Below are 14,775 nucleotides of genomic sequence, written 5' to 3' on the forward strand. Positions count from 1 at the left end.
GACGCGTTCAGGCCGCACCGATCTCGGTGCGGCCTGAATTGCGTTCGGGGTGACCCGACTGGAGCGAACAGAGTTTGCTGTGCAGCGCGTGTCTCGCGTGAACCCCGCCATAACCGGAGTACAAAGCTCATGTGACAGGGACAACGCGCGGTAGCTGGGGCAAATTCGGGCGCCTCGTCGCTCGTTCGGCACGTGGGCGGCTGATGCTGCTCGCCATCGCTTCGACGGTCCCGCTAGCCGCGAGCCTGTCGGTTGCCGCCCCCGCCGTCGCGCAGCCCGCCGCGGTGTCGGCAGCGCCGGTCGTGCAGAAAGTCCACTGGCTCAGCGACCGTCGCGTCGCGCTGTGGGTGACCTCGCCGTCCATGGGCGCGCCGATCCAAGTGCAGCTGCTCTTGGCCAGGGACTGGAACTCTCGGCCGGAGGCGCGGTTCCCCCTCCTGTTCCTGCTGGACGGCTTGCGCGCCACCGAGGACGAGAGCGGCTGGACCAAGGAGGCGGGCGCGGTCGAGTTCTTCGCCGACAAGAACGTCACCGTCGTGCTTCCGATCGGCGGCCAGTCCAGCTTCTACTCCGACTGGCTGGAGCCGGACAACGGTCGCAACTACAAGTGGGAGACCTTCCTGACCAAGGAGCTCCCGCCGCTGCTGGAGAGTCAGTGGCGAGCGTCGGATGTGCGCGGCATGGAGGGTCTGTCGATGGGCGGCACGGCCGCGATGTTCCTCGCGGCGCGCAATCCCGGGTTCGTGCGGCACGCCGCGTCCTATTCCGGTTTCCTGACCACGACGACGCTGGGCATGCCGCAGGCCATCCAGTTCGCCATGCGCGACGCGGGCGGTTTCGACTCGGCCGCCATGTGGGGCCCGCCGACGAGCCCGGAATGGGAAGGACACGACCCGTACGCCCTGGCCGACAAGCTGAGGGGCGTGAGCCTCTACGTCTCCAGCGGCAGCGGTGCGATCGGTCCGTTCGACCAAGCCTCGTCCATTCCCGGGGTGAGCACCAACTTCGCGGGCATGGGCCTGGAGATCCTGTCCCGGCTCACCTCGCAGAACTTCGTCACCAAACTGGCCAACCTGGCCATTCCGGCGCAGGTGAACTACCGCCCGTCCGGCACCCACTCCTGGCCGTACTGGGATTTCGAGATGCGCCAGTCCTGGCAGCAGGCCGCGACCGCGCTCGGCGTCGACCTCGGCAAGCCCGCCTGCCAGACGGGTGGCGCGATCGGGGCGGTGGCCGCGGCGGCGGGCTGGCTCGGCGAGTGCCTCACCGGCGAGTATCCGGTGGCGGGCGGCATGGCCCAGGACTTCAGGGGCGGCCGGGTGTTCTTCGTGCCGGGCAGCGGCGCGTATCCGGTCGGCGGCATGATCGGCGCCGGTTATCAGGCCGCTATGGGCCCCGGCGGCCCGCTGGGGCTGCCGACCGGCGAGGAGCGCGCACTCGACGACGGACGGGGCAGGTTCCAGACCTTCCAGCACGGTTCGCTGTACTGGACGCCGCAGACCGGCGCCCAAGTGGTTCGCGGCGCGATCCTGGAGGAGTGGGGCAAGCAGGGGTTCGAGCGCGGCCCCGCGGGTTATCCGACCGCACCGGAAATCAAGACGCCGCATCGAGACGGGGTCGTGCAGGCATTCGAGAACGGCCCGTTCTACTACAGCCAGGCCACCGGCGTGCACCGCGTCCAGGGTTTGATCCTGGGCAAGTACGCCCATCTCGGCTACGAGAACAGCCCGCTCGGTTTCCCGGTCGCCGAGGAGCAACCGCTGAAGGATCTCGGCCGGTTCAGCCGATTCGAGGGCGGCAACATCTATTGGAGCCCGCTGTCGGGAGCCTGGGCGGTCCGCAACGGTCCGGTACTGGACGCCTGGCGCGAGACCGGTTACGAGAACGGCAAACTCGGCTATCCGATCAGCGACGAGTTTCCCATTCCTGGCGGCATCCAGCAGAACTTCCAAGCCGGGTTCATCACGGTGCACAACGGCAAACCGGAGGTTCACGGCATCTGAGACGGATCTCGATGACCGCCTCCGCGGCCGCCCGGTGGTGAGCGAAGCGAGGCCGAGCATCTCCGTGCGCGGCTCGGCTGGTGCCGAGGGGGCGAAGCGCGGACGCGGTGGAGTCCGTACTCTTCAAGGCTGAGCTACCAACCGCTCGATCCAAGACGTGTCAGCCCCGTCGGGTGCGAGTCTTACGAGCATTTCGCGGCCCGGCTCGCGTCGGACCCCCGAGCCATCAGGGGCCGCGAACACGCAGCGTCGCAGGCGCTGCAAAATTGGACACAGGAGGACAAGGATTCATGCATCGGACCCGTGGAAAGGTATTCGGCGTGGTTGTGGCGATCGCCGCGACCGGCCTGCTCGCCGCGTGTGGCGACAATGACTCGACCGCGACGAGCACGCCGACGCCGACCCGCACCACGACGGTGACCCAGTCGCCTGCCGCGACGACGCCCGCCGACACCGCGCAGCCCGCTCCCGCGCCGGAGCAGACCACCGCGACCGACGCGCCCGAGCGTCCGCAGCCGGTGCCGACCGAGGCCGTCCCGCCCGCGGATACCTCGAAGCTCACCGACAAGGACAAGCGTTTCCTCGACGAGCTGGCGAAGCAGGGCATCACCCCGTCCACCCCGGACATCGCGCTCAGCATCGGCGCGTACGTCTGCCAGGGCACCGCCGCCGGGGCGTCCGACCAGGATCTGATGACCTTCGTGAACGCCATGGCCGGTTCCGACCCGTCGTTCGATCCGTCGAAGATGCCGGTCGAGAAGGCCGGACAGATCTACATCTCGACCGCGCGCGCGACGTACTGCCAGTGAGTTCGCGTGCTCGTGCGGCATCCCGCCGGTCCAAGCCGGTGGGATGCCTGATCGCGATCGGCGTCATCGTGCTGATCGTCCTCGTCGTCCTGCTGCTGTGGTACCTGCTCGCGGGACGGTTGCGCCCGCCCGCTCCGGGGCCGAAGCCGCCGGAACGGCCGACCTCGCAGCCCGCGAGTTGCCCGGACGTGCAGATGATCTCGGTCCCTGGCACCTGGGAGTCGAATAGCTACGACGACCCCCACAACCCGACCGCCAACCCGTTGTCGCTGATGCTCAACGTCTCCGGCCCAGTCGCCCAGCGATTCCCGGCGGAGCGGCTGGACGTGTACACCGTCCCGTATGTCGCGCAGTTCTCCAATCCGATCGCGCTTCCGCCGGACGGCCAGCAGTCCTACAACAACAGCCGATCCGAGGGCACCCGGCGGATGGTCGATGCCATGGCCGCCCGCCATCAGGAGTGTCCGCTGACCACCTACGTGCTCGCGGGCTTCTCCCAGGGCGCGGTGATCGCGGGTGACGTCGCCGCGCAGATCGGCGCCGGAAAGGGCCCGGTGCCCGCCGACCTTGTGCTCGGCGTGACGTTGATCGCCGATGGACGGCGCACCGGCGAGACCGGCCCCGGTCAGCCGATCCAGGTGGGGACGCCGCCGCCCGGCGTTGGTGCCGAAGTCGCGTTGCGGGGGCTGAATGTGCCCGGCATCACGATGACCGGTCCGCGTCAAGGGGGCTTCGGCGCCCTCGCCGACCGCACCTACACCATCTGCGCGCCCGGTGATCTGATCTGTGACGCGCCGCGCGAGGCACTGAATCCGTGGAACATCGTCGGCAGCGTGAACGCACTGGTCAGGGCGGCGGGGAACCCGGTGCACGCCCTCTACAACGGCTTCGTCGTCGACTCCGATGGCACCACCGCGACGCAGTGGACGGCCAACTGGGCGGCGGGCCTGATCGAGGCCGCGCCGCATCCCGCGCATTCGTGAGAATTCACAGGCCGTGAGATACTCCGCACCCCGTTGGCGTGACAAGCGCAACTCGAGTTCGGCAGCACGCTGTAAAGTGCGCTGGTGATCGCGACGCCGGGCAACGCCGCAGCAGACCTCGCCACGGGTGTCGCGCCCGTATTTCCTTACAGCCAGGAGCATGAGTTCATGACAGAAGCCGCCGCACCGGCCACCACGGCGAGCCGCGACGCGGATGCTGCGTTGACCGCGCTGGGCACTCCGTTGCGTCCGTTCCGCTTCGCGGCGGCCGGCGAGGGAAACAAGCAGGAGGGCGGCGCACGCAAGTTCGTCCAGACCGCCCAGCAGGCCGAGGAGTACGGCTTCGACACCTTCGTCGTGCCGGACCACCTCGGTGAGCAGATCGGCCCGATCGCCGCGCTCGGCGCGCTGACCCAGGCCACCGAGCGGATCCGGCTCGGAACGTCGGTGCTGGCGAACGGTTTCCGCCACCCGGTCGTGCTGGCCAAGGACCTCGCCACGATCGACGTGCTGTCCAAGGGCAGGCTCGAGGTCGGCCTCGGCGCGGGCTGGATCAAGGAAGAGTTCGAGAACGCGGGGATCCCCTACGAGTCGCCCGGTGTCCGGCTGGAGAAGCTGGACGAGGCGCTGACCATTCTGGACGTGCTGCTGCGCGGCCAGGAGTGCACCTTCGAGGGCAAGCACTACCAGGTGCGCGGCGTCAAGGGGACTCCCCGGCCGCGGCAGGGCCCGCGCCCGCCGATCTGCACCGGCGGCGGCGGCCCCAAGATGCTGCGCCTGGCCGCCAAGCACGCCGACATCATCTCCGTCGTTCCGGTGACCACTAAGAACGGCAAGGGCCTGCTCTCCGGCATCACCATCGAGAAGGCCGTCGAAAAGGTGGATCTGATCAAGGAGGCCGCCGGTGACCGGTTCGCCGACATCGAGCTGAACTGGGCCATCACCGCCGTCGTGATCACCGACGATCGCGAGAAGACCGCGGAGATGGCGCTGTCGGCGTTGGACCGGGGACTGCACCCGAACCTGGAGGTGGACGTTCAGCTGTCCGTCGAGGACATCCTGAACTCGCCCTACGTGGCGATCGGCACGTTCGAGGAGATCGCCGAGCAGATCCGACGTGTGCGGCAACTCACCTCGATGTCCTACGTCGGTGTATTCCCCACCCAGATGGACGCGTTCGCCCCCGTTATTCCCCTGCTGCGGGATGAGTGAGCCGGTCTTCTCTGTAACATGACTCTGGTTTGAGTACATCTAGCCGATAGGCGGTCACCGCGCAGACCGCACAAAATCTGCAGGCTGGCTCTGCACTTGGAGCACCCGCGGGCGAAAGCGAGTCGGGGCCTCACAGGTAATAGCGGCGATCTCGCCGTCTTGCTGCGTGTGCCTCGGAGGAGAAGAAGGAATGGAAGAGACTTTCGACGACTACCTGGACGAAACCGGGAACATCCGGATTCCCGAGGATCACACCCTGGTTGATCACGTCGAGAAGCACACTCGGAACGACGCGAACACCCTGGCGTATCGCTACATCGACTACTCGCGCGAGCGCGACGGCGAGGCCCAGGAGCTGACGTGGCGTGAGTTCGGTATTCGGCTGCGCGCGGTGGCCGCTCGACTGCAGCAGGTGACCAACCCGGGCGACCGGGTGGCGATCCTCGCTCCGCAGGGCTTGGACTACGTGATCTCCTTCTTCGCCGCGATCTACGCGGGCACCATCTCGGTCCCGCTGTTCGACCCGGACGAGCCGGGCCACACCGACCGCCTGCACGCGGTGCTCGGCGACTGTGAGCCCTCCGCCATCCTGACCGCCAGCTCCTCCGCGGCCGGGGTCCGGCAGTTCTTCCGCTCGCTGCCCGCCGCTCAGCGCCCGCGCATCATCGCGGTGGACGCGATCCCGGACAGCGTCGGCGAGAGCTGGGTGCGCCCGGACATCGCCATCGACGACATCGCCTACCTGCAGTACACCTCGGGCTCCACCCGGGTTCCGGCCGGTGTCGAGATCACCCACCGGGCCGTCGGCACCAACCTGCTGCAGATGGTGGACGCGATCAAGCTGGACTGGAACTCACGCGGCGTCACCTGGCTGCCGCTGTTCCACGACATGGGCCTGCTGACGGTGATCCTGCCCGCGGTGGGCGGCAAGTACATCACCATCATGTCGCCGAGCGCGTTCGTGCGCCGCCCCTATCGGTGGATCAAGGAGCTGGCCGCGGTCTCCGACGGCGCCGGAACCTTCGCCGCGGCACCGAACTTCGCCTTCGAGCACGCCGCGGCGCGCGGTCTGCCGAAGCCCGGCGAGTCGCTGGACCTGTCGAACGTCATCGGCCTGATCAACGGCAGCGAGCCGGTGACCACGTCGTCGATGAAGAAGTTCAACGAGGCGTTCGCGCCCTACGGCTTGCCCAAGACCGCCATCAAGCCGTGCTACGGCATGGCCGAGGCGACGCTGTTCGTCTCCGCCACCAAGGCCGAGGACGAGGCCAAGGTCACCTACGTCGACCGCAAGGAGCTCAACGCCGGTCGCATGGTGAAGGTCGATCCCGGTCACGAGGACGCGATCGCGCAGGTGTCCTGCGGCTACGTCGCGCTCTCGCAGTGGGCGACGATCATCGACCCGGAATCGGTGGAGTCCGAGGGCGGCGGCCGTGAGCTGCCCGACGGCCGGGTCGGCGAGATCTGGCTGCACGGCAACAACATGGGCATCGGTTACTGGGGTCGTCCGGACGAGACCACGGCGACGTTCCGCAACAAGGTCACCCACCGGCTGCCCGAGGGCAGCCACGCCGAAGGCACCGAGCCGGACGCGAACTGGATGCGCACCGGCGACTACGGCGTGTACTTCGAGGGCGAGCTGTACATCACCGGCCGCGTCAAGGACCTGGTGATCGTGGACGGCCGCAACCACTACCCGCAGGACCTCGAGTACTCCGCGCAGGAAGCCAGCACGGCGCTGCGACCGGGCTTCGTCGCCGCCTTCTCGGTGCCGGCCAACCAGCTCCCGGCCGAGGTGTTCGAGCAGGGCAGCCATTCCGGCCTGAAGTTCGACGCCGACGACGCCTCCGAGCAGCTGGTCATCGTCGCCGAGCGCGGTCCCGGCGCGGGCAAGGCCGATCCGCTGCCGATCGCCGACGCGGTGCGGGCGGCGGTCTCCCAGCGCCACGGCGTGACCGTCCGCGACGTGCTGCTGGTGCCCGCGGGTTCGATTCCGCGCACGTCCAGCGGCAAGATCGCCCGGCGGGCCTGCCGGGCCGCCTATCTGGAGGGAACACTGCGGGGTGGTTACACCCAGCAAGCCTTCCCCGATGCACCGGAAGAGTAATTGCCAAGGGCGGCCTCGGACCGACCATTGACGCTCGGCGCCGACCTTCCCACGCCGAGCGTCAATCACGGTACGCCCGGTACGCAGACAGGTAGCTTGAGGAATTGATGGCTGACAACGAGGGCACGCCCACCCAGACGACCGACACCCCGCCCGCGGACACCGTCGCCGACGCGACGGCCCCGGCCGAGTCCGCGAAGGGCGGCGCGCAGACCGACATGTCGGTGGCGGAGCTGCGCGAGTGGCTGCGGCGGTGGGTCGCCGACGCGACCGGACAGCCGATCGAGCAGATCACCGTGGACCGGCCGATGGAGGAGTTCGGGCTCGCCTCGCGCGACGCCATCGCGCTCGGCGGTGACATCGAGGAACTCACCGGGGTGATGCTGAACGCGACCATCGTGTACCAGCATCCGACCATCGCCGCCCTCGCCGAGCGGATCATCAACGGTGAGCCGGACGCACCGGCGGAATCGTCCGACGACGCCTTCTACACCGCGGGCTACACGCCTGGCGAGGCGCACGACATCGCCATCGTCGGTCTGTCCACCCGCCTGCCCGGCGCGGGCAACACGCCCGAGTCGACGTGGGAATTCCTCATCGGACGCGGCGACGCGATCCGGGAACTGCCCGAGGGCAGGTGGGAGGAGTTCGCGAGCGATCCCATGGCGGCCAAGGCGATCGCCGAGGGCAACACCCTTGGCGGTTATCTCGACCAGGACGTGGTGAAGAGCTTCGACGCGGAGTTCTTCGCGATGTCGCCGCTCGAGGTGGAGCGGGTCGACCCGCAGCAGCGCCTGATGATGGAGCTGACCTGGGAGGCGCTGGAGCACGCCAGGATTCCGGCCAGCGAACTCAAGGGCGAGTCGGTCGGCGTCTTCATCGGCACCTCCACCAGCGACTTCATGCTGATCGCCGCGCTCGGTCTCGGCGCGGAGGATCCGTCCGCGCCCGCCTCCGCCGCCGCGTACGGCTTGACCGGCAGCTCGTCGTCGATCATCCCGAACCGCATCTCCTACTTCTACGACTTCCGCGGCCCCTCCGTCGCTATCGACACCGCGTGCTCGTCCACGCTGGTCGCGGTGCATCAGGCGGTCCGGGCGCTGCGCAACGGTGACGCCGATCTGGCGCTGGCCGGTGGCGTGAACATGCTGCTGGCTCCGATGGCCACGCTCGGCTTCGACTCCGTCGGCGCGGTCGCGAAGAACGGCCGGATCAAGGCGTTCTCTTCCGATGCCGACGGCATGGTGCGGTCCGAGGGCGGCGGTCTGGTGGTGCTCAAGCGGCTCGCCGACGCCGAACGTGACGGCGACCGCATCCTCGGCGTGGTCAAGGGATCGGCGGTCAACTCCGACGGCCGCTCCAACGGCATCGTCGCCCCGAACCCGGACGCCCAGGCCGACGTGCTGCGCCGCGCCTACCGCGACGCGGGCATCCCGCCGTCCACGGTCGACTACATCGAGGCGCACGGCACCGGAACGCTGCTGGGCGACCCGATCGAGGCCGACGCGCTCGGCCGAGTGGTCGGTCGCGGCCGCGAGGCCGACAAACCCGCGCTGCTCGGCTCGGCGAAGACCAACTTCGGCCACCTGGAGTCCGGCGCTGGCGCGGCCGGGCTGGCGAAGGCGCTCATGGCGTTGCAGCACAACGTCATCCCGCCCAACATCAACTACGCCGGTCCGAACCCGTACATCCCGTTCGACCAGGCGCACCTGAAGGTCGTCGACGAGCCCACCGAGTTCCCGCGCTACAGCGGCAAGGCCACCATCGGCATCTCCGGGTTCGGCTTCGGCGGCACCAACGCGCACGTCGTCATCCAGGAGTACGTGCCCGCCGCAGACCGGGCGCACGCTCCCTTCGCCGAACTCGAGACGCAGCTGAACGAGGACGTGCTGGACGACGAGACCACCGACGTGGTCGCGGAAGCCGACGCCGTGGCCGCCGAAGCCGCCGCAACCGCCGCGCGCGTTTCCGAATGGACCGCCGAGCGCACCGAGCCGCTGCCGCTGATCCTTCCGGTATCGGGTTACCTGCCGTCGCGTCGCCGTCGAGCCGCCGCCGAGCTGGCCGACTGGCTGGAGTCCGAAGCGGGCGCGCGGACCCCCTTGGCCGACGTGGCGCGGTCGCTGGCCAAGCGCAGCCACTGGCGTTCGCGCGGCGTCGTGCTCGCCAAGACGCACGACGAGGCGGTCGCCGGACTGCGCGCGATCGCGGCGGGCAAGCCGGGCCCCGGCGTGTTCACCGCCGACGCGCCCGCCGCCATGGGCCCGATGTGGGTGCTGGCGGGCTTCGGTGCGCAGCACCGCAAGATGGGCAAACAGCTCTATCTGGAGAACTCGATCTTCGCCGAGGCCGTCGACGAGGTCGACGAGCTGGTGCAGGACGAGGCCGGATACTCGGTGCGCGAGATGTTCCTGGACGACAGCCAGGACTACGACGTGGGCACCTCACAGGTCGGCATCTTCACCATCCAGGTCGGTCTGGCCGCGCTGCTGCGCGCGCACGGAGCGGAACCCGAGGCGGTGGTGGGCCATTCCATGGGCGAGGTCGCTGGCGCGTACATCTCCGGTGGACTGAACCTGGAAGACGCCGTCCGTGTGATCTGCGCCCGCTCCCGCCTGATGGGCGAGGGCGAGCAGATGATCAGCGACGACGACGTGCGCAACATGGCTCTGATCGAATACAGCGCCGAGGACGTCGCGAATCTGCTGCCGGAATACCCGGATGTCGAGGTCGCCGTGTACGCGGCGCCGACCAACACGGTGATCGGCGGCCCGCAGGAGCAGGTCGCGGCGATCGTCGCGCAGGTGGAGGCGGCGGGCAAGTTCGCTCGTGTGCTGCAGACCCGCGGCGCGGGCCACACCTCGCAGATGGATCCGCTGCTCGGCGAGCTGGCCGCGGAATTGGCCGGCATCGAGCCGACCAGGCTGAAGACCGGCCTGTACTCCACGGTGCACAAGGAAGAGTTCTTCCGCCCCGGCCACGACCCGATCCACGACGAGGCCTACTGGGTCAAGAACATGCGCCACAGCGTCTACTTCACCAACGCGGTGAAACTCGCGGTGGACGCGGGCCACACCACGTTCCTGGAGCTGGCGCCGAATTCCGTCGCGCTGATGCAGGTGCTCGGCACCACCTTCGCCGCTGGCGTGCACGACGCGCAGCTCATCCCGACCCTCAAGCGCAAGGAGGACGAGTCCGCCGGCGTCATCGCGGCGCTCGCCCAGCTCTACGTGCACGGGCACAAGGTGGATCTGCCCTCGCTGCTGAGCGCCGGTGCCTACGCCGACATTCCGCGAACCACGTTCCTGCGCAAGGAGTACTGGCCGAAGGCCAGGATGTCCGCGGGTGGCAACGGCCGGATTCCCGGTGCGCACGTCGCTCTGCCGGACGGCAGGCACGTCTGGGAGGTGCAGGCGTCCGCGGTGACCGATCTCGCCGCGCTGGTGCATGCCGCCGCGGCGCAGGTGCTCAGCGACGTGTCGCTGGGCGCGTCGATCCCGCACGCGTCGATCCCGGCCGCGGGCACCCTCACCACCACGCTCACGCCACACCCCGGCGGCGCCTCGGTGCAGGTGCACGGCAAGGAGGGCGAGAGCTTCCGCCTGGTGTTCGACGCCGTGGTGACCTCCGGCGCACCGCTGCCCGAAACCGGGGTGGCCGAGCCGGTTCCCGCCGTGGCCGCGGTGACGCAGAGCGACGCAGACATCGAGATCGTCGAGACCTTCGGCGAGCGCTGGGATCCGAACGGCACGCAGACCGTCGAGGAGCGGCTCGCGCTGATCGTCGCGGAATCCATGGGCTACGCGGTCGAGGACCTGCCGATGGAGATCCCGCTGATGGAGCTCGGCTTGGACTCGCTGATGGCCATGCGCATCAAGAACCGGGTCGAGTACGAGTTCGACATCCCGCAGTTGCAGGTCCAGGCCGTGCGCGACGCGAGTTTGCACGAGGTCGGCAAGGTGCTGCGCTACGCCATCGAGCACCGCGACGAGGTGCAGGCGATGGCCGACCAGCAGGCCGCCGAGAAGGCCGCGGGCGGCTCCGGTGAGCTGACCGTGGACCCCGACTTCATGGCCGCGGCCCGGGAGGCGCTGGCCACCGGAGCCGACCCCCTCGCCGCGGTGAAGGACACCGCGACCGCATCGCCGGATGCGGGTACGCCCGGCACAGCTGCACCGGAAAGCGCTGTGCTCGAGACTGATTCGGCTCGCGCCACGGATGCCGCGCCCTCGGAACCGTCTTCCGAAGGTGACTCGGCTCCGGCCGCGCGACCGGTTGCCGAGCCCGCGCCGGTCGCGGCGGCTCCGGCTACACCGGCCGCGGTCTTCGGCGGCCAGCCGTCCGCCGACGCCGAGGACGACGTCCCGCCGCGCGACGCCGCCGAGCGCCTGACCTTCGCCACCTGGGCGGTGGTCACCGGCAAATCCGCCAAGGGCATCTTCAACACCCTGCCGATCCTCGACGAGGACACCGCGGAGAAGCTGGCCGCGCGCCTGACCGAGCGGGTCAAGGCCGAGGTCACGGTCGACGACGTGCTCGACTGCGAGACCATCGAGCAGCTCGCCGACATCGTCCGCACGCTGCAGGACAGCGGCGCGGACGTGGATGGTTGCGTCCGGCCGCTGCGTGCGCGTGCGGAGGGCTCGAACGCCGTGCCGGTCTTCGTGTTCCACCCATCGGGCGGCAATACGCTCGTCTACGAGCCGTTGCTGAAGCGGCTGCCCGCCGACACCCCGATGTACGGCTTCGAACGGGTCGAAGGGTCGATCGAGGAGCGGGCGCGTCAGTACCTTCCCGAGTTGCGCAAGATTCAGGGTGACGGTCCGTTCGTGCTCTACGGCTGGTCGTTGGGTGCGGTACTGGCCATGCAGACCGCACAGCTGCTGCGTGCCGAGGGCGCGGACGTGCGCGTGGTCGGCCTGATCGACCTGGCCATCCCGACGCAGGGCGAGGACAACAGCCCCGAGGAACGGGTGCGCCGGATCGAGCGCTACCAGGCGTTCGCCAAGAAGACCTACGGCGTCGACGGTGAGTTGGACCGCGAGCAGTTGGAGACGCTGGCGGCGGCCTCCGACGAAGAGCAGTTCAAGATGATCAGCGATCTGATCAAGATCAGCGGCGCGAAGATCCCCGGTGGCGTGCTCGAGCACCAGCGCACCTCATGGATCGACAGCCGCCACCTCGCCCGGACCCAACCGTCCCACTACGACGGCAACGTCGTGCTCTACCTCGCCGATCGCTACCACGACGGGATGATCGAGCTCGAGCCGCGCTTCGCCGACCGCGAGCCCAACGGCGGGTGGGACGACTACCTGACCAACCTCGAGATCGTCCACATCCCGGGCGATCACTTGCAGATCATCGATGAACCGCGGATCGGGAAGATCGGAGCCGACCTGACCGCGAAGCTCGCCGCGATCGAGGCGAAAGGGGCCAAGTGAGCACTACTGCCGAAAAACTCGCCGACCTGCGTAAGCGACTGGAATTAGCGCAGGAGCCGGCGGGTGAAGCGGGGGTGGCCAAGCGGGCGAAGAAGGGGATCCCGAGCGCCCGCGATCGGATCAACATGCTGCTGGATCCGGGTACCTTCGTCGAAATCGGTGCGCTGGTGCGCAAACCGGGCGATCCTTCCGCGCTGTACGGCGACGGCGTGGTCACCGGGCACGGCTTGGTCGAAGGCCGGCCGGTCGCGGTGTTCTCGCACGACCAGACCGTCTACGGCGGCTCGGTGGGTGAGATGTTCGGCCGCAAGGTGGCCGGGCTGCTGGAATACGCCGCCAAGGTCGGCTGCCCGGTGGTGGGCATCAACGACTCCGGCGGCGCGCGCGTGCAGGAGGCGGTGACCTCGCTGGCGTGGTACGCGGAGCTGGGGCGGCGCCAGGAGCCGCTGTCGGGTCTGGTCCCGCAGGTCTCGATCATCCTCGGCAAGTGCGCGGGCGGCGCCGTGTACGCCCCGATCAACACCGACGTGGTGGTGGCGACCGAAGAGGCGTACATGTTCGTCACCGGCCCGAAGGTGATCCGGGAGGTCACCGGCGAGGACGTGAGCCTCGAGGAGCTGGGCGGCGCGCGCAGTCAGGCCGAGTACGGCAACATCCACCACGTCGCCAAGGACGAGGCGGCCGCGTTCGAGTGGGTGCGCGAGTACCTGAGCTTCCTGCCGACCAGCTGCCAGGAGCTGGCGCCGATCGTGAATCCCGGTTTGGAGCCGACGACCACCGACAGCGATCTGGAGCTGAATTCGATCGTCCCGGACTCCGACAACGCCGGGTACGACATGCACGACATCCTGCTGCGGATCTTCGACGACGGCGCGTTCCACGAGGTCGGCGCGTCCGCGGGCCGCAACATCATCACCGGTTTCGCCCGCGTCGACGGGCGCAGCGTCGGCGTGGTCGCCAACCAGCCGATGGTGTACGCGGGCGCGTTGGACGCGCGGGCGTCGGACAAGGCGGCGCATTTCGTGCGCCTGTGCGACGCGTTCGAACTCCCGCTGGTGTTCGTGGTCGACACGCCCGGGTTCCTGCCGGGTGTGGAGCAGGAGAAGATCGGCGTCATCAAACGCGGCGGCCGGTTCCTGTTCTCCTACGTGGAGGCGTCGGTGCCGAAGGTGACCGTGGTGATCCGGAAGTCCTACGGCGGCGGCTACGCCGTCATGGGATCCAAGCAGCTCGGCGCCGACGTGAACCTGGCCTGGCCCACGGCGCGGATCGCGGTGATGGGCGCCGAGAGCGCGGTCAGCCTGATCGGCGCCAAGCAGATCGAGGCCGCCCCGGAGGAGCAGCGGGCGGCGATCCGCCAGCAGATGATCGACTTCTACAACGCCACCGTCGCGACGCCGTGGGTGGCCGCCGAGCGCGGATACATCGACGCGGTCATCGAGCCGTCGACCACCCGGCTGGAGTTGCGCCGGGCACTACAGCTGTTGCGGGACAAGGCGGTTGCCCGCAACCCGCGCAAGCACCACCTGTTGCCGCTGTAGCGATGTGAGAACACGATCGGGCCGCGCCCTTTGGGGCGCGGCCCGATTCGCGTTCGGCGTGCCGAGAGATCAGCTGACGCTTGCGGATTCGATGATGACGTCCTCGACCGGCACATCCTGGTGCATGCCAGCGGAGGAGGTCCGGACGCCCGCGATCTTGTCGACCACGTCGGTGCCTTCGGTCACCGCGCCGAAGACGGCGTAGCCCCAGCCGGACGGGGTCTGGGCGGAATGGTTGAGGAAGTCGTTGTCGGAGACGTTGATGAAGAACTGGGCGGTCGCCGAGTGCGGATCGTTGGTGCGCGCCATCGCGACGGTGTACTTGGTGTTCTTCAGGCCGTTGTTCGCCTCGTTCTGAATCGGGGCCTTGGTGCCCTTCTGGCGCAGGCCGGGCTCGAAGCCGCCGCCCTGGATCATGAAGCCGGGGATGACGCGGTGGAAGATCGTGCCGTTGTAGTGGCCGGAGTTCACGTAGTCCACGAAATTGCGCACGGTGTTCGGCGCTTTCTGATCATCCAGTTCGAGGACGATCGATCCGTAGTTCGTCGAGAGATTCACCTTGGTCATACCCCCACCTTTCCATCGTGGCCGCCGGAGGTCAGCAGGACGGGGGTCGGTCGGCCGGATCGCGGCGATTTCGGGGCGAATTTTTCTCGCCGATCGGCCCAACATTCCCGCA

Annotated in this window: 8 protein-coding genes; 7 read left to right on the plus strand and 1 reads right to left on the minus strand. The window is 68.7% G+C overall.

The features are described from left to right. The first annotated feature begins 203 nt into the window (after positions 1-203). The 7 genes from ON34_RS00510 to ON34_RS00540 all read left to right on the plus strand — a co-directional run bounded on the left by ON34_RS00510 (position 204) and on the right by ON34_RS00540 (position 14,096). On the plus strand, positions 204-2,003 hold the full coding sequence (locus tag ON34_RS00510) for an alpha/beta hydrolase-fold protein (protein WP_051021989.1): 1,800 nt from the start codon (positions 204-206) through the stop codon (positions 2,001-2,003). Between the two features lie 290 nt (positions 2,004-2,293). Continuing rightward, on the plus strand, positions 2,294-2,812 hold the full coding sequence (locus ON34_RS00515) for a DUF732 domain-containing protein (protein WP_040772703.1): 519 nt from the start codon (positions 2,294-2,296) through the stop codon (positions 2,810-2,812). Further along, the gene (locus ON34_RS00520; RefSeq protein WP_373291840.1) at positions 2,803-3,795 is read left to right on the plus strand and encodes a cutinase family protein; all 993 of its coding nucleotides are present in this window, start codon (positions 2,803-2,805) and stop codon (positions 3,793-3,795) included. Before ON34_RS00515 ends, ON34_RS00520 begins: the two co-directional genes overlap by 10 nt. Before the next feature lie 168 nt (positions 3,796-3,963). After that, positions 3,964-5,007: an LLM class F420-dependent oxidoreductase gene (locus ON34_RS00525; protein ID WP_083889068.1), complete on the plus strand. Its 1,044-nt coding sequence runs from the start codon at positions 3,964-3,966 to the stop codon at positions 5,005-5,007. Positions 5,008-5,197: 190 nt separating this feature from the next. After that, the gene (gene fadD32, locus ON34_RS00530) at positions 5,198-7,114 is read left to right on the plus strand and encodes a long-chain-fatty-acid--AMP ligase FadD32 (protein WP_040772706.1); all 1,917 of its coding nucleotides are present in this window, start codon (positions 5,198-5,200) and stop codon (positions 7,112-7,114) included. A gap of 107 nt (positions 7,115-7,221) precedes the next feature. Beyond that, positions 7,222-12,555 carry a polyketide synthase Pks13 gene (gene pks13 / locus ON34_RS00535; RefSeq protein ID WP_051021990.1) on the plus strand — a complete coding sequence of 1,778 codons (5,334 nt, stop codon included), beginning with the start codon at positions 7,222-7,224 and terminating at the stop codon, positions 12,553-12,555. After that, positions 12,552-14,096: an acyl-CoA carboxylase subunit beta gene (locus ON34_RS00540; RefSeq protein ID WP_040772707.1), complete on the plus strand. Its 1,545-nt coding sequence runs from the start codon at positions 12,552-12,554 to the stop codon at positions 14,094-14,096. The genes pks13 and ON34_RS00540 overlap by 4 nt, the downstream gene beginning before the upstream one ends. Positions 14,097-14,165: 69 nt before the next feature. Here ON34_RS00540 and ON34_RS00545 read toward each other — a convergent pair whose 3' ends face one another. Further along, a complete protein-coding gene (locus ON34_RS00545) occupies positions 14,166-14,663 on the minus strand; it encodes a peptidylprolyl isomerase (RefSeq protein WP_040772708.1) in 498 nt (165 codons plus the stop codon). Between the last annotated feature and the right edge of the window lie 112 nt (positions 14,664-14,775).

Origin of the sequence: Nocardia pneumoniae NBRC 100136 (assembly GCF_000308755.1) — a bacterium.
Classification (GTDB): Bacteria; Actinomycetota; Actinomycetes; order Mycobacteriales; family Mycobacteriaceae; genus Nocardia; species Nocardia pneumoniae.

What these genes read in the sequence shown, in the direction of transcription:
- ON34_RS00510 (WP_051021989.1), top strand. Translation starts at nt 204, where the DNA reads ATGCTGCTCGCCATCGCTTCGACGGTCCCGCTAGCCGCGAGCCTGTCG.
- ON34_RS00515 (WP_040772703.1), top strand. Translation starts at nt 2,294, where the DNA reads ATGCATCGGACCCGTGGAAAGGTATTCGGCGTGGTTGTGGCGATCGCC.
- ON34_RS00525 (WP_083889068.1), top strand. Translation starts at nt 3,964, where the DNA reads ATGACAGAAGCCGCCGCACCGGCCACCACGGCGAGCCGCGACGCGGAT.
- fadD32 (WP_040772706.1), top strand. Translation starts at nt 5,198, where the DNA reads ATGGAAGAGACTTTCGACGACTACCTGGACGAAACCGGGAACATCCGG.
- pks13 (WP_051021990.1), top strand. Translation starts at nt 7,222, where the DNA reads ATGGCTGACAACGAGGGCACGCCCACCCAGACGACCGACACCCCGCCC.
- ON34_RS00545 (WP_040772708.1), bottom strand. Translation starts at nt 14,663, where the DNA reads ATGACCAAGGTGAATCTCTCGACGAACTACGGATCGATCGTCCTCGAA.